Origin of the sequence: Actinomycetospora sp. CA-084318 (assembly GCF_050955885.1) — a bacterium.
Classification (GTDB): Bacteria; Actinomycetota; Actinomycetes; order Mycobacteriales; family Pseudonocardiaceae; genus Actinomycetospora.
Genome location: NZ_CP192098.1, coordinates 1,701,320 through 1,727,305, shown reverse-complemented (window position 1 = coordinate 1,727,305; position 25,986 = coordinate 1,701,320). Strand labels below are relative to the sequence as shown.

Here is a 25,986-nt window from a genome sequence, read left to right as displayed (position 1 = left end):
CGCCGTCAGGCGAGCTTGTCGCGCAGCTCCTTGATCCCGGTGGCGAACACGCCGTCGGCGAACGTCCGGTTCAGCTCCTCCTCCTGGGCGGCGTCGGCGTCGTACTCCGCCCACCACTCGACGAAGGTCTCGCCGGTGTCGGTGATCGGGCAGACCCGCACCGTCGACAGGTAACGCCGGACCCCGAACGGGTTCGCGCCGTCGAAGGTGTAGGTGAAGGTGCGGATCGTGTCGTCGAGGGTGACCAGACGCTCGTCGAACGGGTCCCCGCCGGCCGCCATCGTCAGCCGGCGCACCGCCCCGACCTGACCGTCGACGCCCTCGACGAGCTCGCTGCGGCTCAGGGCCGGGTGCCACGACGGCAGGTCGTTGAACGCGCGCAGCTGCGCCCAGACCTTCTCGACGGGGGCGGCGACGACTCCACTGGCGTACGGGCGCGGCACGAGGACTCCTCCTGGTTGGGTGACCGGAGGATCACGCTATAGCTCCGGGGCGCCCGAGGGGATGGTCTCGGTCCGCAGTTCGTGGGAGCCGTCGGACCGGGTCACCTCGTAGTACAGGCGGTACGCGCCCCCGGGCAGCGGCAGCACGTGGACGTAGCGGAGTCCTCGGCCCGGGGCGTCCGGGGATTCCGCCGCGGGGCCGGAGCCCTCGGCCCGGAAGCACCCGAACCGGCCGTCCGCGACGGGGACCGCGACCCCGGTCCGTTCCTCCCAGTTCTCATTCGCCGTGGCGCGGCCGTCGTAGAGGGCGACGAGGTGATCGCCGAGGTCGACGACCGTGCTGATCCGCACCCCGCGCGCGTCCCACTCCCCCGGCCGCGGCGCGAGCGCGGTGCCCTGCCAGGTCCAGGTCAGGCCGTCGGGGCTCGTGGCGTACCGGGTGGTCATCCGGTCGGTGGCGTCCGGGTCGTCGAGCGGGTGGACCGAGGCCCACAGGTGCCACTGCCCGCCGTGCGACTGCACCACGGGGTCCTTGACGGCGAGCTCCTCGGAGCCGGGCAGCACCGTCACCGACGGCGCGTCCGCGAGCCCCTCGGGGGTGTCGGCCTCGAGCAGTTCGACCCACCAGTGCTTCGTCCCCGCCGTCGCGCAGCTGACGTACAGCCGCCAGCGTCCTGCGGGCGTCACGACGAGCGCGGGACGCTCCAGTGACTCCGCCCCGAACCGCTCCTTCTCGACGACCGCGAGCACCTCGAAGCTCACGCCGTCGTCCGAGCGGGCCACGACGACGGCGTAGCCGCGGCCCTCGCCCTCCGGGCGGCGCAGCCGGTAGGCGAGGTACACCGCGCCGTCGTGGCGCAGCGCGCTCGGCGCACCGGCCCACGTTCCGGGGCCGTCGTCGGGCGGGGGCACGACGACGGCGGCCGCGGCGCCGTCGGGCAGCGGAACGCCGGTCGGGTGGAGCCTCACGGGCCCGTCGCGAGGCCGCGGGCCCGCAGGACGCGCAGCTCCGCCGGGCGGAAGAAGATCAGCTCGACCCCGATGCCGACGATCAGGATCAGCAGGATCGCCGCCATCACCGACGGCATGTCCGAGAGCGACTGGCCCTGGTTGAGGTAGGCGCCGAGCCCGAAGCCGAGGCTCGGCGACGTCGCGATGATCTCGGCCGCCATGAGCGAGCGCCAGGCGAACGCCCAGCCCTGCTTGAGACCGCCCAGGAACCCGGGCAGGGCTGCGGGCAGCATGATCAGCCGCGCGGACTGCGACCGGGAGGCCCCCATCGCGAACCCGACCCGCGGCAGCAGCGGCGGCACCTGGTCGATGCCGGACACCAGACCGTTCGCGATCGAGGGCACCGCACCCATGAGGACGACGAAGTAGATGGTCTGGTCGTTCAGGCCGAACCACAGGACCGCGGCCGGCACCCACGCCACCGACGGCAGGCTCTGCAGGCCGGTGAGGATCGGGCCGATCGCCGAGCGGACCAGCGGCACGGTGGCCACGACCAGGCCGATCGGGGTCGCGATCACCACGGCGAGCAGGAAGCCGAGCACCGCGCGACTGATCGACGTCCAGATGATCGACAGCGCCTGACCGTCGGCGAACTGAGCGCCGATCTGGCCGAACACCGCGCCGGGGGCGGGCAGCTTGAACTCCGGCCAGATCGCGGACGCCCACAGGATCTGCCAGACGACGACGAACAGCACCACCGCGACGATCGGCGGGACGACCCCGGTGAGGAAGCGCTTCCACCGGGGCGTCCGCTGCTCGGTGGGCGTGTCGAGGGCGTCCAGCCCCCGCCCGACGTCGACCGAGTCGTCGGCGGTCGTCTCAGCGGGCATGCGCGGAGATCACCTCGCGCAGCTCGCCGGTGATGTCGCCGTGCAGCTCCTCGGCGTCGTCGGATCCGGCGGTGGCCCACTCGCGGACCACGCGGCCGGGCCGCGAGGACAGCAGGACCACACGCTCGGCCAGCCGCACCGACTCGCGCACGTCGTGGGTCACGAACAGCACGGTGGTGCCGGTCGCCTCCCAGACGCGCAGCAGCTCGGCCTGCAGGACGTCGCGGGTGATCGCGTCGAGCGCGCCGAACGGCTCGTCCATGAGCAGGACGCCCGGCTCCCCGACCACGCCGGTGCCGGTGGCCGCCGCGAGGGCGCGGGCGAGGGCGACGCGCTGGCGCATGCCGCCGGAGAGCTCGTGCGGCCGCTTGTCCGCCTGGCCCTCCAGCCGCACGAGGGCGAGCAGCTCCTGCGCGCGCTCCCGTCGCTGCGCCCGCCCGACCCCGGCCAGCCGCAGCGGCAGCTCGACGTTGCGGCCCGCGTCCAGCCACGGCAGCAGGGCTGCCTCCTGGAACATCACGGCGGGCCGGTCCGCAGTGGTCTCGACCGTGCCGCTGGTCGGCCGGTCGAGCCCCGCCGCGAGGTTGAGCAGCGTCGACTTGCCGCAGCCCGAGGCCCCGAGGAGGCACACGAACTCCCCCGGCGCGACCGACAGGTCGACACCGTCCAGGGCGACGACGGCGTCCTGGCCGGTCCCGAAGACCTTGGAGACGCCGCGGACGTCCAGGGCGGGCGGGCCGGTGCGCGGTTCCGGTGCGGGGCGCTCGAGCGTGGCGGTCATGGTGGTCCCTCCGGACTTACTTGGTGTCGAGCCCGGCCGGGTCGACGGTCGGTCGGCCGGCGGCCTGCAGTGCCTCGTTGAGCGGGCCGAGGGCGAAGAGCCCCTGGACGTCGGTGGCCGACTGCGCGGTCCCGGCGGTCACGGCGTTCTGCGCGAGGGTCGGGAACGTCGACGCGAGCGGGTCGGGGTTCAGCGACACGTCACTCCACGCGCGGTCGAGCACGTTCTGCGCGAGCGGCTTGCTGCCCGCGGCCCCGAGTCCCGCGTTGGCGGCCGCCTTCGCCGCGTTCGGGTCGGTCCGCGCCAGGTCCTCGGCGGCGACGAGGCCCTTGAGGAACGCGGCGACGGTGGTCGGGTGCTGCTGCACGTAGTCGGTGCGGGCGATGACGACCGTCGTCGGGAACTGCCCGTTCGGCCACAGCGTCTTCTCGTCGAGCAACGGCGTGGCGCCGCCCTCGAGCACGAAGCGGGATGCGAACGGCTCGGGCAGCCACCCGCCGTCGAGCTGGCCGGTCCGGTAGGCGTCGAGCGCGCGGGCGTTGTCGATGTTGACGACCTCGACGGCGCCGGGACCCGTGCCGGTGGGCAGGTTGTTGTCCTTCAGCCACTTCTTCAGCGCGATGTCCTGCGTGTTCGCGAGCTGCGGGGTGGCGATCTTCTTCCCGAGCAGCTGCTGCGGGCTCGTGATGCCGGGACGCACGACGAGCTGCGCGCCGCCGCTGGTCGCACCGGCGATGATCCGCACGCCCTCGGGGTTCTGCTTGTAGGCGTTGATCGCGGGGCCCGAGCCGATGAAGCCGACGTCGATCGAGTTGCCGAACAGCGCGCTCGTCTCCTCCGGCCCGGCGTTGAACGTCTGCGTCGACAGCTTCGTCGCGCCGAGCTGCTGGGCGAACAGGCCGTTCTGCACGCCGATCAGGGCGGGCGCGTGGGTGATGTTCGGGAAGTACCCGAGACGCAGCTCGGGGGCGGGGCCGGCGTCCGCGGCGGGGGCGCTCGACGACTCCTGGGCCCGGGTGCAGCCGCTGAGGACGAGCAGCGCGGCGGCGAGGGCGACGACGGCGGGCAGCAGCCGTCGATGGTGACGGATCACGGGTGGGGTTCTCCTGGGGTGGCCTCGCGACGGGCGAGGTCGGCGGGCGGGCGGACCGGCGCGCTCGACCCACGTTCGACCCGCCGTCGGGAGACCGACGGCCGGACCGAGCGGGGTGCGTCAGGAGAAGAGACAGGCGCAGCTGTAGACGCGGCCGTAGTCCACGTGGCGGCGGGCCACGAGACGCACGTCGGCAGCTGCGGTCACGAGAGGCAAGCCTGCCATGACCCGTCCGTGGGGGCCACCGACGTGACGTCCGTGACTCACCGGCTCAGTCCGCGAACGCGGTGCGGTGGCGCTGCAGTTCGGTCCGCAGCAGGGCGAGCGAACCGGCCACCTCGGCGGCGATCCGCTCGGCCTCGATCTCCCAGCGTCCGGCGCCGGCGTCGACCGCCGACACCTCGCGCTGGACGACGGCGTCGAGATGGGTCAGGAACGAGGCGACGGCGGCGCCACGAGGGGTGAAGGGCACAGGTGTCTCCTGGTGCTCGAGCTGGAGGAAGAGGTCAGGCCGGTTCGGGCGGGTCGACCTGGGAGGTGCGCAGTGCGGACGGCGACGTGCCCCACTTGGCGAGGATCCGGGCGTAGGTGCCGTCGGCCATGAGCCGGGTGACGGCGGCCTGCATCGCCGGGATCAGCGGGGAGTCCTTCGCCAGGGCGAACCCGACGTCGAGCCGGCGGTACTCGTTGACGAACCGCAGCCGGGGCTGCTGGCCGACGAGATAGCGCAGGCCGTTGATCGTGCTCATCGTGACGTCGGCCCGCCGCTGGGCGAGCGCGAGACCCGACGTCGCGGCGTCGGGGTAGCTGCGGACCTCGACGGCCGGGCGACCCGCCTGCTGACATCGCGGCTGGGCCTTCGCGAGGCTGGACTCGAAGGTCGAGCCGGTGAGCACCGAGACGGTGCGTCCGCAGAGCTGCACGAGGTCGGTGATCGGCGGCTGCGGATCGTCGGCGCGGACGGCGAAGGCCTGCCCGTCGTTGATGTAGGTGACGAAGCTGACCCGCTTCTTGCGGGCCTCGGTGACCGCGAAGTTGCCGGTGCCGACGTCGAACTTCCCGCTGGTCAGGCCGGGCACGATGCCGTCGAAGGTGGACTCGGTGCGCTGCACGCGCAGGCCGAGCGTGCGGGCGACGGCCTCGGTCATGTCGATGTCCTGCCCCGTCGTCGTCATCCCGTCGGCGAGGTGGAACGCGGTCGGGGGCGCGTTCACGCTGGCGCCGACCGAGAGGACGCCCTCCTGCGCGATCGCGGCGGGCAGGAGTCCGCGCGCCGCCGGGTCGACGGTGACCGCGGAGGTGACGTCCTCGCGGGGGACGCCGGCGTCGGCGTCGTCGAGCGGGGACGCGCAGCCCGCGAGCAGCCCGCCGACCAGGGCGAGTGCGGCGAGCAGCACGGCACGGGGCATGGGAGGTCCTGTCGGGAGAGCCGCAGGAGGACCCGACGCAGATCTGCGACGAGGGGTGGGTCCGCTGCGACGGCGGCTGGGCGGAGGCTCAGCGACAGGCGGCGGACCAGCAGCGGCACAGGTCGACGTGCTCACGCGAGACGAGCGTGACGCCGGGTGCCATGCGATGACGGAACCACCCGCACCGGGCGCGGTCAAGCTCGGTGTGACCGTGCGCGCCGGACTCGACGCCGGGTGTGTCGCCGACGTACGGTCCTTCCCGTCTGCGTTGAGGGACGCCGGCATCTCCCGTGATCCTCTCGTGTCCGGAGTGACCCGATGACGTCCCTCGTCGCACCCGAAGCCCCACCCGCCTCCCCGCCGCGGACCGTCGGCTCCCGCCACGTCGGGCGCTGGGTCTGGGCCGCCGTCGTCCTCGTGCTCGTCGTGTGGGCACTGCGCTCGGTCGCGCTGAACCCGGCGTTCGGCTGGGGCACCGTCGCGCAGTACGTCCTCACCCCGTCGGTGCTGCGTGGGTTGGCGACGACGCTGCTGCTCACGTTCGCGACGACCGTCGTCGGCTTCCTGCTGGGGATCGGGCTCGCCGCGATGCGGCTGTCCGGCAACCCGGTGCTGTCCTCGGTCAGCTGGGCCTACGTGTGGCTGTTCCGCTCGACGCCGCTGCTCGTGCAACTGCTGTTCTGGTACAACGTCGGCGCCCTGTACCCGCAGCTCTCGCTGGGGATCCCGTTCGGCCCGACGTTCTTCTCGGTCGAGTCGGTTGACCTGATCAGCGTGCTGGTCGCGGCCCTGCTCGGGCTGATCCTGCACGAGGCCGCGTACGCCGCGGAGATCGTGCGCGGCGGCATCCTCTCGGTCGACGCCGGGCAGTCCGAGGCGGCCGTCTCGCTCGGCATGACCCGCGCCCGCGTCCTGCGCCGGATCGTGCTGCCGCAGGCGATGCGCTCAATCATCCCGGCCACCGGGAACATGGTGATCGGGACGCTGAAGGGCACCTCGATCGTCTCCGTGATCGCGGTGACCGACCTGCTGTACTCGGTGCAGACGATCTACAACCGCACCTACGAGATCATCCCGCTCCTGCTGGTGGCGACGGTCTGGTACGTGGTCCTGACGTCGATCCTGTCGGTCGGCCAGTACTACGTGGAGCGGTACTACGCGCGCGGCGCGGAGCGGACGCTGCCGCCCACGCCCCTGCAGCGACTGCGGAGGTGGAACTCGTGAGCCTGCTGGAGATCCGCGGCCTGACGAAGGCGTTCGCCGGGACGACCGTGCTCGACGGCGTGGACCTGTCGGTCGAGGCAGGATCGGTGACGGTGCTCGTCGGTCCCAGCGGGTCGGGCAAGTCGACCCTGCTGCGCTGCATCAACCACCTCGAGACCCCCGACGCCGGCACGATCTCGGTCGACGGGTCGCTCGTCGCCTACCGGCGCGACGGCGACGTACTGCGCGAGTTGCCCGAACGCACGATCGCCGCGCAGCGTCGGCGCATCGGGATGGTGTTCCAGCAGTTCCAGCTGTTCGGGCACATGACGGCGCTCGGCAACATCGTCGAGGCACCGATCGGGGTGCTCGGGGTACCGCGGCGCGAGGCGGTGGAGCGGGGGCGGGCGCTGCTCGCGCGCGTGGGTCTCGAGGGCCGCGAGGACGCCTACCCGCGGCAGCTCTCGGGCGGCCAGCAGCAGCGGGTGGCGATCGCCCGGGCGCTCGCCATGGAACCGACGCTGATGCTCTTCGACGAGCCGACCTCCGCCCTCGACCCCGCCCTCGTCGGTGAGGTGCTCGAGGTGCTGCGCGACCTCGCCGCGCGCGGCACGACGATGGTCGTGGTCACGCACGAGATCGCCTTCGCCCGCGAGGTGGCCGACACCGTGGTGGTGCTCCGCGACGGCCGGATCGAGCGCTCCGGTCCGCCGTCCGAGGTTCTCGACGACCGGTCGGTGCGGGTGGCGTAGGCGGGCGCCGCCTTGCGCGACGCACACGGTCAGGCCGGGGCGACCCGCTCCAGCACCGCGTTGCGCGACGCACACGGTCAGGCCGGGGCGACCCGCTGCGGCACCGCGTTGCGCGACGCACACGGTCAGGCCGGGGCGACCCGCTGCGGCACCGCGTTGCGCGACGCACACGGTCAGGCCGAGGCAATTCGCTGTGGCGCCACGTTGCGCGACGCACACGTCAGCCGGGGCGGCTTGCCTCAGCACCACGTTGCGCGACGCGCACGGTCAGGCCGAGGCAACCCGCTGTGGCGCCACGTTGCGCGACGCATCGGTCGAGTGCTGTGGCAGGACCCCGCGCTGTCGGGCGACGGCCGCATCCTGTCGCGGTGTCCCGCGGCGGCGCCCTGTCCTTAGTCGCAGTGAATCCGCGCGACGGGGCGCGCCGCCGGGCGCCGGGGCCCGCGACAAAGTGCGCGCGTGCCAATCGCGGGGCCGAGCGTGTGCGCCGCGCAATGCGGATCGGGCCACGTGCCACGCCCGCCAGCCGTGTGCGCCGCGCAACGCGGCGCCAGCCACGTGTCACGCCCGCCGACCGTGTGCGTGGCGCAACGCGGCGCCGGCCAGGGGTCACGCCCGCCAGCCGTGTGCGTCCCGCAACGCGGCGCCGGCCACGAGTCACGCCCGCCGACCGTGTGCGCCGCGCAACGCGGCGCCGGCCACGGGTCACGCCCGCCGACCGTGTGCGCCGCGCAACGCGGCGCCTGCCACGGGTCACGCCCGCCAGCCGTGTGCGCGAGCAACGCGGCGCCGGCCACGGGTCGCGCCCGCCGACCGTGTGCGTGGCGCAACCGGGCATTCGTCATGACGTCGTGACCAGCTCCAACGCCGACCCGTACGCCTGCACAGCGGCGACCCGCGCGTGCAGCACCCGCTCGCCGGTGTCGGTGAGGCGGAAGCGGCGACGGTCGCCGACGACCCGCCGCAGCAGGCGGTTGCGCTCCAGGCGGTGCAGCGAGGTCCACAGCTGGCGCACGGACGGGCGGGGCGTCCGGCGCGCGGTGCGCGCGAGGTGATCGAGGATCTCCTCGCCGGTCCGGGGCGACGCCTCGAGGGCAGCCATGACAAGCGTGTCGCAGCGCTCGCGGTCGATCCTGCTCATGACCCGGAGGACTGCCCGATGCCCGGCGACGACACGCGTGCGCGACCCGCCCCACCGGCAATCCGGGCCGATGGCACGACAGCAGCGCACGCGTGCGGAGTACGAACGCGGCCTTCCGGACCACCACGACCCCCTCGGCGGCATCGGTGGCGCCGCCCCGGCGTACTCGGCGCTCACCCTGCGCGCCGTCCTCGCCGCCTTCGGCCTGCTCTCCTGCGTCGCGGGCGTCGTCGTGATGGCCTGGCTCGGCCTGACGTGGGCAGCCGTCGCCTTCGTCGTCGTCGGGGTGGTCTGCCTGGTGGACCTGGGCTGGGTGATCCACCGCAAGCGCCGCGGCGAGCCGGGATGATCGGGGCATGGCCGACCAGCGCGCCCACCATGCCCTTCTCGCCGCCAGCCGCCTCGGGGTCCTCGCCACGCTGAAGCGCGACGGGCTCCCCCAGCTCTCGCCCGTCCAGCCCTTCTACGACCCCGACGCCGGCACCCTGCAGGTCTCGATGACCGAGGGCCGGGCGAAGACGGCCAACCTGCGCCGCGACCCGCGAGCGGCGGTGGAGGTGACCGCCGCCGATGGCCGGTCGTGGGCCACCGCGGAGGGGCCGGTCACGCTCGTCGGGCCGGGCACCGACCCGCACGGACCCGAGGTCGAGGCGCTCGTCGCCTACTACCGCGCCGCCGCGGGCGAGCACCCGGACTGGGACGAGTACCGGGCCACGATGGTCGCGGACCGTCGGGTGCTCATGACGATGACGGTCGCGAAGGTCTACGGCGACAGCATCTGACCGTGCGCGCACCTCACGAGGGCTTCACCCTGATCCTTCGTGAGCATCAGCACCGACCCGGCCACACCCGCCGTCGGGAAGCCGTCCCGGCGGGCCGTGCTGGCGAGCAGCATCGGCAACTACGTCGAGCAGTACGACTTCGGCGTCTACGGCTACCTCGCGCCGATCCTCGCCCCGCTGTTCTTCCCCGACGAGAACCCGGTGGCCGGGCTGCTCGCGACCTACGGGATCTACGCGATCTCGTTCGTCATGCGGCCGGTGGGCGGAGCGCTCTTCGGCGTCGTCGGCGACCGCCTCGGCCGGCGGGCGATGCTCTCGCTCACGGTGCTGCTGATCGGCGTGTTCACCGGACTGATCGGGGCGCTCCCGACCTACGCGAGCGCGGGGATCGCGGCCCCGATCCTCCTGCTCGTCCTGCGGATGCTGCAGGGCCTGGCGGCGGGCGGCGAGTACTCCGGCGCGGTGGGGTTCATGGTCGAGCACGCCCCGGCCCACCGGCGGGGGTTCTTCGCGAGCTTCGCGTCGCTCGGGGTCTACCTCGGGCTGATGTCGGGCGCGGCGATGGCGACGCTGCTGACGGCGACCCTCTCCGACGAACAGCTCGCCACCTGGGGCTGGCGCATCCCGTTCCTCGTCGCGATCCCGCTCTGCGCACTCGGCCTGGTGCTCCGGCTCGCCGTCGAGGAGAGCCCGGAGTTCGAGCGGTTCCGGCGCGAGCAGGGTGCGGTCGAGGCGACGCCGCTCCGGACGACGCTGCGGACGCAGTGGCGGGCGATCCTGCTCTACATCGGGATGACGGTCGGCGGGTCGGTGTCCTCCTACAGCGTCATCACCTACCTGCCGCAGCACCTCATCAACGACGTCGGGCTCGACTCCGACGCGGCCTTCGCGACGAGCCTGATCGCCACCGGTGCCCTGCTGGTGACGCTGCCGTTCACCGGGCTGCTGGTCGACGTGGTCGGGCGGAAGCCGGTGCACCTGACGGCCGCGGTGATCTACGTGGTGCTCCCCGCCATCGCCTACACGATCGCCGACGACGGGACGTTCGCGAGCGCGCTGACCGCGCAGCTGCTGTTCATGATCCCGGTGTCGCTGAACTCGGCCGTGGTGACCGTGCTGATCCCGGAGCTCTTCCCGACGAGGGTCCGGGCCACCGCGAGCGGCATCGGCTTCAACGTCTCGTACGGCCTGTTCGGCGGCACCGCGCCGCTGGTCGGCACCGCGCTCGTCGCGGCGACGGGCACGGTCCTGTCCGTCGCCGCCTACGCGAGCGTCGCCGCGCTGATCAGCCTGCTGGTGTGCGTGTTCTGCTTCCGCGAGACCCGCGACACCGATCTCGCCGCCGACAAGGTCTGACACTCACGGCGACGGAGCGGGCGCCCGGCGTCCGCCGAGGGCGAGGGCCGCTCTCCCGGCCACGACGAGGCAGATCCCGACGGCGGCCAGCAGCGCCGCCGTCGGGGACACCCGGTCGATCAGCACGCCCGTCAGCGGTTGGGCCAGTGCGGCACCGAGCATGATCGCGGAGCCGTGCAGGCCGGTCGCGACCCCGCGGGCGGCGTCCGGCGCGAGTCGCCCCACCGCCTCCGCGGAGGACGACAGCGCCGGGGCACAGAACGCCCCGGCCGGGACCACGAGCAGTGTCACCAGCCACCACGGCCCGCCGAACGCCACCGGGACCGTGCCGACGGCGAGGGCGGCGAGCAGCGTCGGGAGCGCCGGCGGCCGGGCGGCCACGCCGTAGACGAAGCCGCCGACCAACGACGCCAGGCACCACATCGTGTTGGCCAGCGCGAACCAGCCGGTCTCCCCGCGGGCGGTGAGTGCGGCGACGACGGCGAGCTCGGTCGCCGTCAGCAGCAGGACCGCCGCCACTGCTCCGGCCAACGCGGTGATCATGGGTCCGCCCAGCCAGTGGCGCATCGAGGGGGCGTCCGTGCGCTCGTCGTCGGCGCGGGTCGGCGGGTCGAGCCACCACAACCCGGCCGTGGCCAGCACGAAGCCGGCGCCGACCGACCACAGCGCGGCCGTCGACGACAGCGCCAGCACCGCCCCGGTGCCGACCGCCGGGCCCACGATGAACGACACCTCCGCCGACATCGCGTCCAGCGCGAACGCCGGTCGTCGTCGGGACCCGGGCACCACCGCCCCGAGCGACTGCCGCACGACGGGGAACGCGGGGAGCGCGAGGACGCCCGCGACGAAGGCGGCGCCCGCGAGGGGCCCGACGTCGAGCATCGGCGCGACGCCCCAGAAGACGGCCTCGGACACCCCGCACAGCACGAGCACCGGGCGCAGCCCGAACCGGTCGATGAGCCGCCCGAGCAGCGGCGCGCCCAGCACCGTCCCGAACGTGACCGCGCCGCCGACCAGGCCCGCCGCCGCGAACCCCCGGTCGAGCCCGACGGCCACGTGCAGCGTGAGCACGACACCGGTCGCGGTCAGCGGCAGCCTGGCCGCGAAGCCGACGGCGTAGAGCGCCCGCAGGCCCGGCTGGGCGAGCACCTCCCGGTACGCCGTCACCGCACCCGTCACGCCCTCCAGGGTGCCTGCGGCCCGTGAGTAGTAATCCGTGCCCTGGCACGGATTACTACTCACAGGCCGAAGGCACCTTAGTGCGCCGCCCAGATGCCCCCGTCGACCGGCAGGATCGCGCCCGTGACGTAGGCCGAGGCCCGCGAGGCCAGGAACACCGCCGCGCCCGCCATGTCGTCGGGCCGCCCGATGCGGCTCAGCACCGAGCGGGCCGCGATCTCGTCGCCGCGCTCCGCGAGCGTCTGGGCCATCATCTTCGACTCGAACGGTCCCGGGGCGATCGCGTTGACGCGGATGTTCCGCGCCCCGAGCTCGGCGGCGAGGACCCGGGTCAGCTGGTGGACGCCGGCCTTGGAGGCCGAGTACGGGTACGTCGGGAGGTCGGTGACCCGCAGGCCGTCGATGCTGCCGACGTTGATCACCGAGGCGGTCCACTCCGCGGAGCCGGAGGCCTCGAGGAGCGGGAGGAAGGCCCTCGTCAGGAAGAACGGAGCCTTGAGGTTGAGGTCGAGGACCTTGTCCCACGCCTCGGCCGGGAACTCCTCGAGCGGCGCGCCCCAGGTGGCGCCGGCGTTGTTGACCAGCACGTGCACAGCGGACTCCCGCTCCCCCACGAGCGCCGCGAGGTGCTTGCACTGCCCCTCGGTCGAGACGTCGGCGGGGATCGACACGACCTCGCCGTGCGGGGAGAGCTCGCGCACCGCGTCGTCCCCGGCAGCGGCCTTGCGGGAGCTGATGTAGACGCGCGCCCCGGCGTCGAGCAGGCCGCGGGCGATCATCATCCCGATGCCGCGGGTCCCTCCGGTGACCACGGCGACCTTGCCGGTCAGGTCGAACAGCTGCACTGGTTCTCCTCCGTCGGATCGACCCCGATGCCGGCCCGCATCATCCCCGTCGATCACCGGGATGCACGAGACGGAGCCGGGCGAGCGCCGTGACGTCGGCGAGTGGATCCCCGTCGACGACGATCAGGTCCGCCGCGAGGCCGGGCCGGAGCCGGCCGGTCACCTCGCCGAGGCCGAGCGCGTCGGCCGAGCGGCAGGTCGTGGCCGCGAGCACCTGCGCCGGTGTCCACCCGACCTCGACGTACCAGGTCATGGCCTCGTGCAGGTCGTCGAACCGGCCCTGACCCGCTCCTGCGTCGTTCCCGAGGAGCACCGGGATCCCGTGCGCGTCGGCCCACCGCTGCCGCGCGCGTGCCTCCTCGCGGTCGGGCCAGTCCGGCCATCCGCGGAACTTCGTCGGCACCGTCACCGCCCCGCTCGCCGCGACCAGCTCCGCCACCGCGTCGTCGGGATCGCGGCCGCCGCCGGGGGCGTACCAACCGGCGTGCTCGATGGTGTCCGCACCGGCCCGGGCGGCCATCGCGATCGAGGACGTGCCGTGCGCGTGCACCGCCACCGGCAGCCCGACCTCCCGCGCGGCCGCCACCACGCGCTGCAGCGTCGGCAGGTCGAACTGCGTGTCCGCGATGCCCGGGCCCGCGGGCGTCATCATCCCGCCGCTCGCCATCACCTTCACGACGTCGAGCCCTGCCGCGGCCCGGGCCGCGACCGCGGCCTCCACGTCGTCGGGCCCGACCACGCCGCCGAGGAACCAGCAGTGCCCACCCGGCGGGGTCAGCGGCGCACCTGCCGTCAGGACCCGCGGACCGGGCACCGCCCCGGAGGCGACGTCGTCGCGCAGGGCGGCGACGAGGCCGTCGCGGTCGCCGAGGTCGCGGACCGTGGTGATCCCCGCCGCGAGCACCGCCGCCGCGTTGGCCCGGATCGTGGCCCGCAGCGCGTCGTGGTCGGCGTCGCGCAGGGCCGGGACCGGGTCGCCGGTGACGTCGAAGGACAGGTGCACGTGGGCGTTGACCAGACCCGGCAGCACGGTCGCCCCGGGGAACGCCCGGTGGGCGACGTCCGGGTGGGCCGCCACCAACTCCGCCGTCGGCCCCACCGAGACGACCACGCCCCCGTCGACCAGCACCGCGGCGTGGTCCAGCGGTGGACGCTCCGCGTCGACGATCACGCGGCGACCGCTGAGGAGCTCCACGTCGGATCACCCTGCCGTCTCCGATCGCACGGATCGTCCGGGTCGGACGCAGGTCACAGATGCTCTCCGCGCTCAATAGGTGCACAATGCAACGGTTGTCGTTGCTCGCCCTAACGATCAGGGGTACGTCCCATGACCTCGACCGCCCTCGAGCCGGTGCCCGTGTCCCGGGCCAACCCGGACCACCCCGGGTACAAGTGGCTCGCCCTGTCGAACACCACGCTCGGCGTGCTGATGGCGACGATGAACTCGTCGATCGTCCTCATCTCGCTGCCCGCGATCTTCCGGGGCATCGGCATCAACCCGCTCGAGCCCGGCAACATCAGCTACCTGCTGTGGATGATCATGGGCTACATGCTGGTCACCGCGGTGCTGGTGGTCACGCTGGGCCGGTTCGGCGACATGTACGGGCGCGCGAAGATCTACAACGCGGGCTTCGCGGTGTTCACCGTCGCCTCGATCGCCCTGGCGCTCGACCCCTTCTCCGGCGGCGCCGGCGCGCTGTGGCTGATCCTCATCCGCGTCCTGCAGGGCGTCGGTGGCGCGATGCTCATGGCGAACTCGACGGCGATCCTCACCGACGCCTTCCCTGCCGAGCGGCGTGGCTTCGCGATCGGCACCAACTCGGTCGCCGCGATCGGCGGCTCGTTCATCGGCCTCCTGGTCGGCGGCCTGCTCTCCGAGGTCGACTGGCGCCTGGTGTTCTGGGTGAGCGTCCCCTTCGGCGTCGTGGGCACGATCTGGGCCTACAAGACCCTGCGCGACCCGGTGGGTCGTCGGGAACACAAGATCGACTGGTGGGGCAACCTGACGTTCGGCGTCGGGCTCATCCTGCTGCTCGTCGGTGTCATCTACGCGATCCAGCCCTACGGCGGACACGCCGAGGGGTGGACCAACCCGTTCGTCCTCGGCTGCCTCATCGGCGGCGTCGTCGTGCTGGCCATCTTCTGCGTGGTCGAGACCAAGGTCGACCAGCCGATGTTCCACCTGGAGCTGTTCCGGATCCGGGCGTTCACCACGGGCCTGGTCGCGACCCTGATGAGCGCGCTCTCCCGCGGTGGTCTGCAGTTCATGCTGATCATCTGGCTGCAGGGGATCTGGCTCCCGCTGCACGGCTACGACTACGAGCAGACCCCGCTCTGGTCGGCGATCTACATGCTGCCGCTGACCATCGGCTTCCTGATCTCCGCGCCGATCTCGGGCGTGCTCTCCGACCGGTTCGGCGCGCGGCTGTTCGCCACCGGCGGCCTCGTCATCGTGGCCCTGACGTTCGTCGGCCTCCTCCTGCTGCCGACGGACTTCAACTACTGGTGGTTCGCGGTCATCCTGTTCGTCAACGGCGTCGGGTCGGGGCTGTTCATCTCGCCGAACATGACCGGGATCATGAACTCGCTGCCCGCCGACCAGCGCGGCGCCGGCAGCGGCATGATGTCGACGCTGCAGAACTCCGGCATGGCGCTCTCGATCGGCATCTTCTTCTCGATGCTGATCGCCGGCCTGGCCTCGTCGATGCCCGCGGCCCTGTTCGGCGGCCTGACCGCGCAGAACGTGCCGCTCCCGGTGGCGCAGCAGGTCGCGGCACTGCCGCCGGTCGGCACCCTGTTCGCCGCGTTCCTCGGCTACAACCCGATGGCCGAGATCCTCGGGCCGCAGGTGCTCGGCGCACTGCCGCCGGGGAACGCCGCGACGCTCGTGGGCAAGCAGTTCTTCCCCAACCTCGTCACCGGCGCCTTCCACGACGGCCTCGTCGTCGTGTTCGCCGTCGCCATCGCGGTCTCGCTGGTCGGTGCGATCGCCTCGCTCTTCCGGGGCGGCAAGTACGTCCACGGGCAGGATGCGGTGGAGCCCGCCGAGGGCGACCCGGCCGGTCCGGCGCTCCCGGCCCCGACGGTGTCGCACTCCGCGCCCGCCGCGATCGACGCGCCGAGCACCTCCGGTGCCGGCAATGCGTCACTGCATGCGTCCAATGCCAGGATCGCCACACCGTCGGCCGCCCTCCTGACGGGTCGCGTCACCACCACCGACGGCCGCCCCGTCGGCGCGACGCTCACGGCCACCGACGCGAGCGGCCACCAGATCGGGCGGGCCCGCACCGACTCGGAGGGGGCGTTCACCCTGCGCGCCCGCCCCGGGACGGCCCTGCTCATCTGCTCCGCCCCCGGACACGCCCCGCGCGCCGAGACGTTGACGATCGGCGTCGGCGGCACCCGGCACGACGTGGTGCTCGAGGCGTCCGCCCGCGGCGCCCGGACGCCGGTGGCCGGCTCGTAGGCACCGAGCGGTCAGCCGTGGCCCACCACTGACGTCGGACGTCGGCGATGGGCCACCGCTGTCTCCGGGCCGCGGACACCGGGGTCGCCATGCTCTCGGTGATCAACGGTCCCTCAGCGGGCCGCCGAGGGGCCGACGAGCCCGCTGAGGGACCGGTGATCACCGGGGCGGTCTCAGCACACCGCGTCGGACGGCTTCGGGTTGGCCAGGCCGAACAGGGGCCGCAGGGCGAGCCCGGCCACCGTCCCGAGCAGCGCGGTCAGGCCCCACAGCCAGCCGTGCAGGGAGAACGAGGCGATCCCCGAGAAGTAGGCGCCGATGTTGCAGCCGCCGGCGATCCGCGCGCCGTACCCCATCAGCACACCGCCGAGCAGCGCCGCGACGACGGTCCGCGCCGGAATGCGGCGGTGCAGCGTGAAGACCCCGCCGAGGGCGGACGCGACGAGCGCGCCGACCATGATGCCGAGGTCCATCACCGACGTCCGGTCGGCGAGGACCGGGCGGGCCAGCGCGGCGGCGTTGCCCGGGGTGCTCCAGTAGGTCCACGACGCCGGGTCCGCCCCGAACACGGCGGCCAGCTTCGACCCCCACAGCGCGAAGGCCGACGTGATCCCCCAGGGCGAGCCGGTGACCACGAGCGTGGCCGCGTTGAGGACGGCGAGCGCGATCGCACCGGCCCACAGCGGCCACGACCCGCGGACGGCACGTCGCCACCCCGCGGCCGACGGGGGTGCGTCCAGCGGCGGCGGATTGCGGCGGCGCCCCACGACCACGGTGATCCCGACGACGACGGCCATGGCCGCGAGCGACGCCGCGAGGGCTCCGGGGTAGCCGAGCACGGCGGCGAGGTCGACCACGGGACCGCGGGGCACCGTCGTCGTCCAGAAGTCCCAGCTCAGCACCGCGAGGACCGACCCGACGACGAAGCCCGCGAGCGTGTAGACGATGGCGAGCTGGCCGGAGCCGACGGAGAAGAGCGTCCCGGACGCGCACGATCCGCCGATCTGCATCCCGATCCCGAACAGGAACGCGCCGACGAACAGGGCGAGGCCGATCGGGCCGAGCTGCGGCGACGGGTCCCCGCCGATCGCCAGCCCGTTCGGCAGGATCACCGCGAACAGCACCGCGGCCACCGCGAGCATCAGCATGTGGGCGCGCAGTGCGGCGCCCTGGCCCACGGCGGCGAGCTGGCGCCAGGCCGAGGTGAAGCCGAAGCGGGAGTGGAACAGGACGACCCCGAGCGCGAGGCCGAGGGCGGTGGCGCCCGCGAGGAGCGGGCCTCCGGCGATCCCGACCGCGACGAGCAGCGCGGCGGCGAGGAGCAGGCCGACGGCCACGACGCGGCGGTTCGCCGGGGGCGCGGGCGGCGCGGGCGGCGGGAGGACGGGCGGAGCGGTGGTGGTCATCGTCAGGGTCCAACGACGGACGGGGCGGCCCTGCATCCATCGAGCTGTAGCGTGATCTGGGTCACATTAGACACTGCTCCGTGTGGTGCAGCGGGCGGGCGGCGAACGGTGCGACTCCTCACGGCCACCGACCCGGTACGACTGATCGGGTGGACGCCGGGACGACACGGGTGTCATTCGTTCCTACGGCGCGTACACGGCGCCCTCCCGGGGGCCCGCGCCACCTCGACCGGGGCGCTCAAGCCTGATCGAGGGTCGACCGATGGAGTGGTGTGTTCCCGCTCATCGACCACCAGTCCTTCGTCCGTCCGGAGGCTGCCGCTCCCTCGGGTGACACCCGACCGGCGATGATCCCGGCCGCACGAACCCCCTCCTCGGAGCGGGCGGTGCCGGGCTCGCTCTTCGCGCCGACCCAGCAGCGCTCCCCCGAGGCGGCCCGGCTCTCGGTGCTCGTCGTCGACGGCGACGAGCGTCGCCGCGACGCGCTCACCCGCTCCCTCGTGGAGGCCGGCGCCGGCACCGTCCTCGAGTCGTCCTCCGCCGAGGACGCCCGCCACCGCGCCCGCTCGGGGCCGCCCTGCGAGCTCGCCGTCGTCGACCTGGGGCTCGTCGAGGGCGACGCCCTCGCCCTCATCGCCGAGTTGCGGGCCGACGGGTGGCGTGCGGTCGCGGTCGGCCCGGACGACCACACCGCCGCGCAGGCCGCGTTCGGGGTCGGGGCGCTCGCGTACCTGACGTCGGACTCCGGGGTCTGCCGCGTCGTCGAGCCCGACGCCACGGTGCCCTCGCCGACCGGCACGGGCACCCGGATCGCCGCCGTCGACGGTGCCCCGCGCGAGCTCTCGCAGCGCGAGGTGCAGGTCCTCCAGCAGGTCGCGGACGGCCACTCCAACTCCGAGATCGGTTCGGAGCTCGGCCTCTCGGCGCTGACCGTGAAGTCCCACCTCTCGCGGATCGGGCGCAAGCTCGGCACCGGCGACCGCGCCCAGATGGTCGCGCTCGCGATGCGGGCGGGCGTGGTGCGCTGACACTCGCCCTCGTGGCAGGAAAGCGTCGTTGCTGTCGTCGGACGACAGCAACGACGCTTTCCTGCCACACGCGGTGAGGGGTGCCGCTAGCGTGCGGGTCCGTGACCGAACTCGTGCACCTCGACGTCGCCGCCGGCCGCGCGACGATCACGCTGGACTCGCCGTCGAACCGCAACGCCCTCTCCGCCCAGCTGCGCCGCGAGCTGCGTGAGCACCTGGAGACGGCCCTGGCCGACGACGCCGTCCGGGTGGTGGTCCTGACCCACACCGGCACGGTGTTCTGCTCCGGGATGGACCTGCGCGAGTCCCGCGGGGCCGGGTCGGGCGACCAGGGCGTGCACGAGTTCCCGGCCATCCTGCAGATGCTGTGGACCTCCGCGAAGCCCGTCGTGGCGCGCCTGGCCGGCCCCGCACGGGCCGGCGGGGTGGGCCTCGTCGCCGCCTGCGACATCGCCCTCGCGGCCCGCGCGGGCGGGGACTCCAAGGGCGCCACCTTCGCCTTCAGCGAGGTGCGGATCGGGGTGGTCGCGGCCGTCATCTCCGTCCCGGTGCTGCCTCGGCTCCTCCCCCGCGCCGCGCACGAGCTGATGCTCACCGGCGAGGTCTTCGACGCCGACCGGGCGGCCGCCGTCGGCCTCCTGAACGCCGCGGTCGACGCCGACGCGCTGGACGCCGAGGTGGACCGCTACGTCGGCATGCTCGCGCTCGGCGCCCCGGGCGCGCTGGCCGCGACCAAGGAGATGCTGCGCCGCACGCCGGAGCAGGACATGGCCGCCGACTTCGACGCGATGCTCGCGCTCTCCGCGCAGTTCTTCGCCTCCGAGGAGGGCCAGGAGGGCATGGCGGCTTTCGCCGAGAAGCGGAAGCCGAGGTGGGCTGCGCCCTCGTGAGTACTCATCCGTGCCAGGGCACGGATGAGTACTCACGAGGCGGAGCCACCTAGCGCACGTTGAGCACCAGCACCAGCACGACGAGGCCGATCAGGGTGCCCGTGACCCACAGTCGGGCGTAGCGGCGGCTCACCGGTCGACGGGCCCGCTGCGGCGCTCGAGCGCCGCGAGGCGCCACGCCACGGTCCGCTCGACGAGGGTGTCCACCAGCGCGGCCAGCGCCCAGCACACCGGGCCGACGACGCCGATCACGATGATCACCTGGAGCGTGAAGTCGAGCTGGGTGAGCCAGAGCTCGACCCCGTCCCACCAGGTCGCGACGGCGTGCAGCACGGGCGCCACGGTACCGGGCCCCTCCGGTCGGTCGCCGCGCCGCTCCGTCGCCCGGGCACGCGGGGGCCCTGCCCGATAGGTTCGGCGCATGTTCGCCGTCTACGCGTCCGAGCCCAACGCCGACGACCCGCTCGCCTCCCTCGTCGTGGGTGAGCGTCCCGACCCGGAGGTCCCCGAGGGCTGGGTCCGGGTCAAGGTCGAGGCCGCGAGTCTCAACATGCACGACCTCTGGACGCTGCGCGGCGTCGGCATCAAGCCCGAGCAGTTCCCCATGATCCTGGGCTGCGACGGCGCCGGGACGCTCGACGACGGCACCCCCGTCGTCCTGCACTCGCTCATGGGTGACCCGGACTGGAAGGGCGACGAGACCCTCGACCCGCAGCGCAAGATGCTCACCGAGTGGGCGCAGGGCAGCTTCGCCGACTACGTCGTCGTCCCGAAGCGCAACGCGCTGCCCCGCCCCGAGGGCATGTCCGCGGTGTCGGGCGCGGTGATGGGCACCGCGTGGCTGACCGCCTACCGCATGCTGTTCACCAAGTCCGGCCTGCGCGGCGGACAGACGATGCTCGTCCAGGGCGCGTCCGGCGGCGTGTCCACCGCCCTGATCGCCCTCGGCCGGGCCGCGGGCATGCAGGTGTGGGTCACCGGCCGCTCCGACGAGAAGCGCGAGCTCGCGCTGCGCCTGGGCGCCCACCAGGTGTTCGAGTCCAACGGCAAGCTGCCCGGCAAGGTGCAGGCCGTCTTCGAGACCGTCGGCGAGGCCACCTGGAAGCACTCGGTGCGCTCGCTGGTGCCCGGCGGCACGATCGTCTGCTCCGGCGCCACCTCGGGCAACCAGCCGCCCGCCGAGCTCGCGCAGATGTTCTTCCTGCAGAAGAACCTGGTCGGCTCCACGATGGGCACCCTCGACGAGCTGCGCGACCTGCTCGACTTCGTGGCCACCACCGGCATCACGCCGGAGGTCGGCCAGGAGCTCCCGATGACCGAGGCCGAGACCGGCTTCCGCTCCATGTTCGACGGCGAGACCGCCGGCAAGATCGTCTTCACCCGCTAGACCCGTTCCCGACGACGGCTCCTCTCGGGCCGTCGTCGGGAATGTTTGATCTTCCCGGGCTCCGGGAATGCCGATGGCCCAGGGTTGAGCAACCAGTTCTGGTTCGGGCCTGCCCCTCTCGTGGTGGCCCGCTGCTCCCCCGTCGTGGTTCACACCGCAGCCAGACGGACCGCATCCATGCGCGTCTGTGAGGTCTGCCCGTGTCCGAGCGCACCAGTGCCTACGACCAGTACGCCCCGCAGCTGGAGGAACTCGCCTCGCTGCCGCAGGGCGACCCCCGCCGCGACCGGCTCACCGCCGAACTCACCGACGCGTTCCGCCCCGTCGCCCGCAACATCGCGCGGCGCTTCTCGCGGCGCGGCGAGTCCGTCGACGACCTCGAGCAGGTCGCCGCGATCGGCCTGCTCCACGCCCTCCGTCGCTTCGACCCCGACCAGGGGCGCGACTTCCTGTCCTACGCGGTGCCGACGATGATGGGCGAGGTCCGGCGCCACTTCCGCGACGCGGCCTGGGCGATCCGTACGCCGCGCGGGGTCAAGGACCGCTACCTCCAGGTCGGGACCGCGTCGACGACCCTGGGCCAGCAGCTCGGACGGGCCCCCACGGCCACCGAGCTCGCCGAGCACCTCGGGATCGACCGCGAGGAGGTCATCGAGGCGATCTCCGCGCACCACTCCTACCGGCCGGACTCGCTCGACTCGACCCTCACGCAGGGCACCGACACGACGGTCGCCGACGTCCTCGGGCACGACGACCCCGACCTCGCCCACGTCGAGTCGCGCGCCCTCGTGCGGGACCTCGTCGGCACGCTGCCCGAGCGCGAGCGGACGATCCTGGTGCTGCGGTTCGTGCACGAGAAGACGCAGTCCGAGATCGCCGAGAAGCTCTCGATCTCCCAGATGCACGTGTCGCGGCTGCTCTCCCAAACCCTGGAGCGGCTCCGCGAGCGCGCCCGGGTGCGGGAGGCCACCGCGGGCGGTCAGTCGTCGTCGGTGATCGCGAGGAGCGCCTGAGCGACCGCGTCGTTCGCGCGGAAGCTCAGGCTGTTCGTGTTCGGCCGGGTGAACGCGCCGGGCAGCCGCACCGTGGTGTGCGGCCCGATCGCGAACAGCCGCGGGTGCGGCTCCTGCTCGGGGCCGGTCAGCACCCGATGGTCGGCGGGGTCCACGGGGACGAGACCCGTGGAGTGCTCGACGACGCCGGAGTAGTCGTCGCCGCGGGAGCAGGCGTTCCAGCTCAGCGTCTCCTCGTCGACGAACCCCGCGCGCATCAACGAGCGCAGCATCGGGTCGGAGCTGCGGCGCACGCTCGGTGAGGCGAGCCGGGCGTCGACGAACGTGGTGGCCCGGGTCGGCGGGGCGTCCAGGGCGGCGCCGGTGGCCACGAACGACGGCGTGTGCTCGTCGATCTCCACCGACAGCCCCGACCCCAGGAACGTCACGAAGCCCGCCCGGTTGAGCGCGAGCAGCTGTCGCAGCCGCGGCCCGGGAGGTCCGCTCGCGAGCGACGAGAACAGGTTCTGCCACCAGCCGAGGTCCCGGGCCCGCGACTTCGCGGTGAGCGCGCCGCGGCTGGTGAGCTCCACCGACTGCATGTAGGCGCTCAGGATCGCGGTGAAGGCGCCGAGCTCCTCGGTGTGCGTCGGGTCGACGTGACGCGCCAGGTCGTCGGCGATGTAGGTCCGCAGGAACTTCTGCAGCGTGTCGGGGTCGGTCCGCAGCCCCTCGAGCGGCCGGTCGAGCTGCTCGAAGTCGAGCCGGTCGGCCTCGTCCGGCACGTGGCGCTCGACGAGCCGCTCCCGCTCCGCCGAGTACCAGTCCACGTCGGCGTAGGCCGCGGCGAAGGTGTCCCAGTCGCCGGCCACCCGGTCCGGGTGGCCGTGGAAGAGCTCGTGGTACCAGCCCCAGCCGGCCTCCTTGGCGATCAGCGGCCAGGCGTCCTCGCGCAGGCTCACGCCGCCCTGCCGGGCCGCGAGCTCGTCGACCTGGTCCGGTCCGAAGAACCGCGGCAGCGGCGGGCGCGGCCCGATCAGCGTGTACTCGGTCTTCGCGTGGTACGGCACGCCCCGACCGGAGCCCACGTGCAGCGACACCTCGCGGCCCGACGGGACGTAGACCAGCCGACCGCGGCCGGACCCGTCGTCGGGACCGTCCGGGTCCTCCTCGAAGCGGCCGCCGCGGCCCTCGAAGAGCAGGACCATGAGGTCGATGAACGCGAGGCCCATGCCGCGCGCGAGGACGGTCTCCCCCGGCGGGATCGTGTCGAGCTCCGAGTCCGAGGTCTGCTCGGGCGCGAAGTAACGCAGCCCGAGCCGCTGCGAGCAGCGCAGCAGGGCGGCCTCGTCGTCGGTGGGGGCGGCGTCGAGGTGGCCGGAGGCGAGGACGACCGCGTCGGCGTGCAGCACCTCGCCGTCGGCGAGCCGGACCCGATGCAGGTCGCCGTCGACGAGACCGTCCGCCCGCTGCTGGTGGACGTGGACGTGGACTCCCGCGGGGGCGGCCGCGACCACGCGGTCCAGCACGTCCGCGAGGTAGTAGCTCTGCAGCTGACGGGTGGGGAACGTGACGCCGGTCAGCGAGCGGATCTCCTCGCCGACGCGGCCCTGGGGCTCGGCGTGCGCCGCCCGGACCTCCTCGGCCCACTCGATGAGGCTCGGACCGGGGACGATCGGGCCGGTGCAGGTGACCGAGTCGTCGGTCCACATCGTCACGTCGGCGGCCATGGAGTTCATCCAGAGCAGCTCGGACTGGGCCGTGCGCCAGATGCGGCCGGAGCCCGCGGGGTACGGGTCGACGAGGTGGACGTCGAGCGGGTGCTCGGAGTCGACGCCCGCTCCGGACGCGCCCGCGACGAGCCGTTCCAGCACCCCGGTCCCGCGTGGTCCGCCACCGACGATCACGACCGAACGCGTCATGTCATCCGACGGTAGGCGCGGGACCGGGTCGCGGCCACCCGATGTGGCACGGTCCGGCCGGCTGATGTCAGCCGTGGCCCACCACGGTCGTCCGGCATCCTCCACACGACGACGAAGGGCCCCGCCGCGCTGCGACGGGGCCCTCCGGGGTCGGTGCGGATCAGCGCGTCGGGCGGTCCCGACGCGGGCCGCGCTTCTCCGGACGCGGCGCGGACGACGACCCGCCGGCCTCCGAGGCACGGCGCAGGCCCATCGGGCGGCCGGCCACGCGGGCCCGCTGGAGCTTCTTGACGACGGGGCCGGGCACGTCGGCGGGCAGCTCGACCAGCGTGTGGTCGGTGCGGATGTCGATGTGCCCGATGTGCGCGGAGTCGAGCCCGGCCTCGTTGGCGATGGCCCCGACGATCGCGCCGGGCTTCACGCGCTGGTTGTGCCCGACCTCGATGCGGTACGTGTCGGTCGCCGACCCGACGTTCCAGGACGAGACCGTGGTCGGACGCTTGCCCTGGCCGCGGCCCGGCTTGTCGTCCCGCCCGGGCCGGTCGTCCCGGCCGCGCCGCTCGCCCCGCACCGGGGCCGCGGGCAGCTCGTCGACCAGGAGCGGCTTGCCGCCCTGCACCATCTTGGCCAGCGCCGCGGCCAGCTCGACGGGGTCGACGTCGTGCTCGGCGACGTACTCGTCGATGACGCGACGGAACACCGCGATCGGGTCACCGCCGTCGTCGTGACCCGAGAGCGTGGCCGTGATCTTCTCCGCGAACCGCGCGCGCCGCCGGGCGTTGACCTCGTCGGTGCCGGGCACCGACATCTCCTCCGCCTTCTGGCGGGTGGTGTTCTCGATGGCCCGCATCAGCCGGATCTGGCCGCGCGTGACGAACGAGATCGCCTCGCCGGAGCGGCCCGCGCGCCCGGTGCGACCGATGCGGTGCACGTAGGACTCGGGGTCGGTCGGCAGGTCGTGGTTCACGACGAGGCTGATGCGCTCGACGTCGAGGCCGCGGGCGGCGACGTCGGTGGCGACCAGCACGTCGATCTTGCCCGAGCGCAGGTCGGCGATCGTCTTCTCGCGCTGGGCCTGCGACAGGTCGCCGGAGATCGCGACCGACGAGAACCCACGGCGGTTCAGCGCCTCGGTGACGTCGGTGGTGTTCTGCCGGGTGCGCACGAAGACCAGGGCGGCGTCGAAGTCCTCGACCTGCAGGATGCGGGCGAGGGCGTCGGCCTTCTGCCGCTCGGGGACGACGACGTAGCGCTGGCGGGTGTTCGCCGCCGTCGTCGTCTTGCCCTTGATCGACACCTCGGCGGGCGCGTTCAGGTGCTTGCGGCTGACCTCGCGGATCGCCGTCGGCATGGTGGCGGAGAACAGCGCCACCTGACGGTCGGCCGGGAGCAGGCCGAAGATGTTCTCGACCTCCTCGAGGAAGCCCATGTTGAGCATCTCGTCGGCCTCGTCGAGCACGAAGTACCCGACGTCGGTGAGGTCGAGGGTGCCCTTCTCGAGGTGGTCGGCCACGCGACCGGGCGTCCCGACGACGATCTGCGCGCCCCGGCGCAGCGCCGAGAGCTGCGGACCGTAGGGGGCACCGCCGTAGAGCTGCACCACGTGGACGTGCGGCAGCGCCGCGGCGAACGACTCGATGGCCTCGGCCACCTGGATCGCCAGCTCACGGGTCGGCGTGAGGATCAGCGCCTGCGGGGCGCGCACGCTCGCGTCGAGGCGGGAGAGCAGCGGCAGCGCGAACGCCGCCGTCTTGCCGGTGCCGGTCTGCGCCAGCCCGAGGACGTCGCGGCCGGCGAGCAGCAGCGGGATCGTCTCGGCCTGGATCGGCGTCGGCGTGTGGAAGCCGGACTCGACCAGGGTGGAGACCACCCGGTCGTCGAGGCCGAGCGGGACGAAGCCGTTGGCGGGCTCGTCGGTCCGGTCGTCCCCGTCGAGGGAGTCCTCGAGGAACGGGTCGAGCGGGAGGTCGGAAGCGGACAGGACAGCAGCGTCGGTCACAGAACTCTTTCGAGGGAGGGGTTCGTCGGACGGTGAGAGCTGTCCGCGGACCCGACACACACGCGGTCCAT

The 25,986-nt window shown here is 73.3% G+C and carries 25 protein-coding genes; 10 read left to right on the top strand and 15 right to left on the bottom strand.

What is annotated here, in order from left to right; translation table 11 throughout:
- Window positions 1-5: 5 nt before the first annotated feature.
- The 7 genes from ACQPYX_RS08465 to ACQPYX_RS08435 all read right to left on the bottom strand — a co-directional run bounded on the left by ACQPYX_RS08465 (window position 6) and on the right by ACQPYX_RS08435 (window position 5,567).
- Window positions 6-443, bottom strand: a complete 438-nt coding sequence (locus tag ACQPYX_RS08465; protein WP_433802448.1) for an SRPBCC family protein — start codon at window positions 441-443, stop codon at window positions 6-8.
- A gap of 36 nt (window positions 444-479) precedes the next feature.
- A complete protein-coding gene (locus ACQPYX_RS08460) occupies window positions 480-1,412 on the bottom strand; it encodes a hypothetical protein (protein WP_433802447.1) in 933 nt (310 codons plus the stop codon).
- Entirely contained in the window at window positions 1,409-2,284 is an 876-nt protein-coding gene (locus tag ACQPYX_RS08455) for an ABC transporter permease (RefSeq protein ID WP_433802446.1), read from the bottom strand. Before ACQPYX_RS08455 ends, ACQPYX_RS08460 begins: the two co-directional genes overlap by 4 nt.
- On the bottom strand, window positions 2,274-3,065 hold the full coding sequence (locus tag ACQPYX_RS08450) for an ABC transporter ATP-binding protein (RefSeq protein ID WP_433802445.1): 792 nt from the start codon (window positions 3,063-3,065) through the stop codon (window positions 2,274-2,276). The genes ACQPYX_RS08455 and ACQPYX_RS08450 overlap by 11 nt, the downstream gene beginning before the upstream one ends.
- Before the next feature lie 16 nt (window positions 3,066-3,081).
- Window positions 3,082-4,158: an ABC transporter substrate-binding protein gene (locus tag ACQPYX_RS08445; RefSeq protein WP_433802444.1), complete on the bottom strand. Its 1,077-nt coding sequence runs from the start codon at window positions 4,156-4,158 to the stop codon at window positions 3,082-3,084.
- A 271-nt stretch (window positions 4,159-4,429) separates the two neighbouring features.
- Window positions 4,430-4,630: a hypothetical protein gene (locus ACQPYX_RS08440; protein WP_433802443.1), complete on the bottom strand. Its 201-nt coding sequence runs from the start codon at window positions 4,628-4,630 to the stop codon at window positions 4,430-4,432.
- A gap of 34 nt (window positions 4,631-4,664) precedes the next feature.
- A complete protein-coding gene (locus ACQPYX_RS08435) occupies window positions 4,665-5,567 on the bottom strand; it encodes an ABC transporter substrate-binding protein (protein ID WP_433802442.1) in 903 nt (300 codons plus the stop codon).
- Between the two features lie 318 nt (window positions 5,568-5,885).
- On the opposite strand from ACQPYX_RS08435, the gene ACQPYX_RS08430 reads away from it, so the two are divergent.
- Together ACQPYX_RS08430 and ACQPYX_RS08425 are read left to right on the top strand one after the other, a co-directional pair.
- Window positions 5,886-6,791 (top strand): amino acid ABC transporter permease, encoded by a 906-nt coding sequence (locus ACQPYX_RS08430; RefSeq protein ID WP_433802441.1) that lies wholly within the window; start codon window positions 5,886-5,888, stop codon window positions 6,789-6,791.
- Window positions 6,788-7,522: an amino acid ABC transporter ATP-binding protein gene (locus ACQPYX_RS08425; protein WP_433802440.1), complete on the top strand. Its 735-nt coding sequence runs from the start codon at window positions 6,788-6,790 to the stop codon at window positions 7,520-7,522. The genes ACQPYX_RS08430 and ACQPYX_RS08425 overlap by 4 nt, the downstream gene beginning before the upstream one ends.
- A gap of 841 nt (window positions 7,523-8,363) precedes the next feature.
- On the opposite strand, the gene ACQPYX_RS08420 is transcribed toward ACQPYX_RS08425, so the two are convergent.
- Window positions 8,364-8,624, bottom strand: a complete 261-nt coding sequence (locus tag ACQPYX_RS08420) for a helix-turn-helix transcriptional regulator (RefSeq protein ID WP_433802439.1) — start codon at window positions 8,622-8,624, stop codon at window positions 8,364-8,366.
- Between the two features lie 109 nt (window positions 8,625-8,733).
- Between ACQPYX_RS08420 and ACQPYX_RS08415 the strand changes: the two genes are divergently transcribed.
- Genes ACQPYX_RS08415 through ACQPYX_RS08405 form a run of 3 tightly spaced genes read left to right on the top strand, consistent with a single transcriptional unit; the run spans window position 8,734 to window position 10,801 of the window.
- Window positions 8,734-9,012 carry a DUF6343 family protein gene (locus ACQPYX_RS08415; protein WP_433802438.1) on the top strand — a complete coding sequence of 93 codons (279 nt, stop codon included), beginning with the start codon at window positions 8,734-8,736 and terminating at the stop codon, window positions 9,010-9,012.
- A gap of 7 nt (window positions 9,013-9,019) precedes the next feature.
- Window positions 9,020-9,445: a PPOX class F420-dependent oxidoreductase gene (locus tag ACQPYX_RS08410; protein WP_433802437.1), complete on the top strand. Its 426-nt coding sequence runs from the start codon at window positions 9,020-9,022 to the stop codon at window positions 9,443-9,445.
- A 39-nt stretch (window positions 9,446-9,484) separates the two neighbouring features.
- Window positions 9,485-10,801 carry an MFS transporter gene (locus ACQPYX_RS08405; protein WP_433802436.1) on the top strand — a complete coding sequence of 439 codons (1,317 nt, stop codon included), beginning with the start codon at window positions 9,485-9,487 and terminating at the stop codon, window positions 10,799-10,801.
- Between the two features lie 3 nt (window positions 10,802-10,804).
- On the opposite strand, the gene ACQPYX_RS08400 is transcribed toward ACQPYX_RS08405, so the two are convergent.
- The 3 genes from ACQPYX_RS08400 to ACQPYX_RS08390 form a co-directional block, all read right to left on the bottom strand.
- The gene (locus ACQPYX_RS08400) at window positions 10,805-11,980 is read right to left on the bottom strand and encodes an MFS transporter (protein ID WP_433802435.1); all 1,176 of its coding nucleotides are present in this window, start codon (window positions 11,978-11,980) and stop codon (window positions 10,805-10,807) included.
- A gap of 77 nt (window positions 11,981-12,057) precedes the next feature.
- Complete coding sequence (locus tag ACQPYX_RS08395) at window positions 12,058-12,825, bottom strand: SDR family oxidoreductase (RefSeq protein WP_433802434.1); 768 nt, start codon at window positions 12,823-12,825, stop codon at window positions 12,058-12,060.
- A 40-nt stretch (window positions 12,826-12,865) separates the two neighbouring features.
- Window positions 12,866-14,020, bottom strand: a complete 1,155-nt coding sequence (locus ACQPYX_RS08390) for an amidohydrolase family protein (RefSeq protein ID WP_433802433.1) — start codon at window positions 14,018-14,020, stop codon at window positions 12,866-12,868.
- 132 nt (window positions 14,021-14,152) lie between these two features.
- On the opposite strand from ACQPYX_RS08390, the gene ACQPYX_RS08385 reads away from it, so the two are divergent.
- Window positions 14,153-16,291 (top strand): MFS transporter, encoded by a 2,139-nt coding sequence (locus tag ACQPYX_RS08385; protein WP_433802431.1) that lies wholly within the window; start codon window positions 14,153-14,155, stop codon window positions 16,289-16,291.
- A gap of 173 nt (window positions 16,292-16,464) precedes the next feature.
- On the opposite strand, the gene ACQPYX_RS08380 is transcribed toward ACQPYX_RS08385, so the two are convergent.
- Window positions 16,465-17,697, bottom strand: coding sequence for a YeeE/YedE family protein (locus tag ACQPYX_RS08380; RefSeq protein WP_433802430.1), 1,233 nt, complete (start codon window positions 17,695-17,697; stop codon window positions 16,465-16,467).
- A gap of 350 nt (window positions 17,698-18,047) precedes the next feature.
- Here ACQPYX_RS08380 and ACQPYX_RS08375 point away from each other — a divergent pair, with 350 nt between their 5' ends.
- Together ACQPYX_RS08375 and ACQPYX_RS08370 are read left to right on the top strand one after the other, a co-directional pair.
- The gene (locus tag ACQPYX_RS08375) at window positions 18,048-18,725 is read left to right on the top strand and encodes a LuxR C-terminal-related transcriptional regulator (RefSeq protein WP_433803694.1); all 678 of its coding nucleotides are present in this window, start codon (window positions 18,048-18,050) and stop codon (window positions 18,723-18,725) included.
- Between the two features lie 101 nt (window positions 18,726-18,826).
- Window positions 18,827-19,615 (top strand): enoyl-CoA hydratase-related protein, encoded by a 789-nt coding sequence (locus ACQPYX_RS08370; protein ID WP_433802429.1) that lies wholly within the window; start codon window positions 18,827-18,829, stop codon window positions 19,613-19,615.
- 129 nt (window positions 19,616-19,744) lie between these two features.
- On the opposite strand, the gene ACQPYX_RS08365 is transcribed toward ACQPYX_RS08370, so the two are convergent.
- Window positions 19,745-19,948 (bottom strand): hypothetical protein, encoded by a 204-nt coding sequence (locus tag ACQPYX_RS08365; protein ID WP_433802427.1) that lies wholly within the window; start codon window positions 19,946-19,948, stop codon window positions 19,745-19,747.
- Between the two features lie 88 nt (window positions 19,949-20,036).
- On the opposite strand from ACQPYX_RS08365, the gene ACQPYX_RS08360 reads away from it, so the two are divergent.
- Together ACQPYX_RS08360 and ACQPYX_RS08355 are read left to right on the top strand one after the other, a co-directional pair.
- Window positions 20,037-21,002, top strand: a complete 966-nt coding sequence (locus ACQPYX_RS08360; protein WP_433802426.1) for a zinc-binding dehydrogenase — start codon at window positions 20,037-20,039, stop codon at window positions 21,000-21,002.
- A gap of 200 nt (window positions 21,003-21,202) precedes the next feature.
- Window positions 21,203-22,015 carry a SigB/SigF/SigG family RNA polymerase sigma factor gene (locus ACQPYX_RS08355; RefSeq protein WP_433802425.1) on the top strand — a complete coding sequence of 271 codons (813 nt, stop codon included), beginning with the start codon at window positions 21,203-21,205 and terminating at the stop codon, window positions 22,013-22,015.
- Here ACQPYX_RS08355 and ACQPYX_RS08350 read toward each other — a convergent pair.
- Complete coding sequence (locus ACQPYX_RS08350; protein WP_433802424.1) at window positions 21,982-23,916, bottom strand: FAD/NAD(P)-binding protein; 1,935 nt, start codon at window positions 23,914-23,916, stop codon at window positions 21,982-21,984. The two genes, ACQPYX_RS08355 and ACQPYX_RS08350, sit on opposite strands and share 34 nt — an antisense overlap.
- A 160-nt stretch (window positions 23,917-24,076) precedes the next feature.
- A complete protein-coding gene (locus ACQPYX_RS08345; RefSeq protein ID WP_433802423.1) occupies window positions 24,077-25,915 on the bottom strand; it encodes a DEAD/DEAH box helicase in 1,839 nt (612 codons plus the stop codon).
- Window positions 25,916-25,986 lie beyond the last annotated feature (71 nt).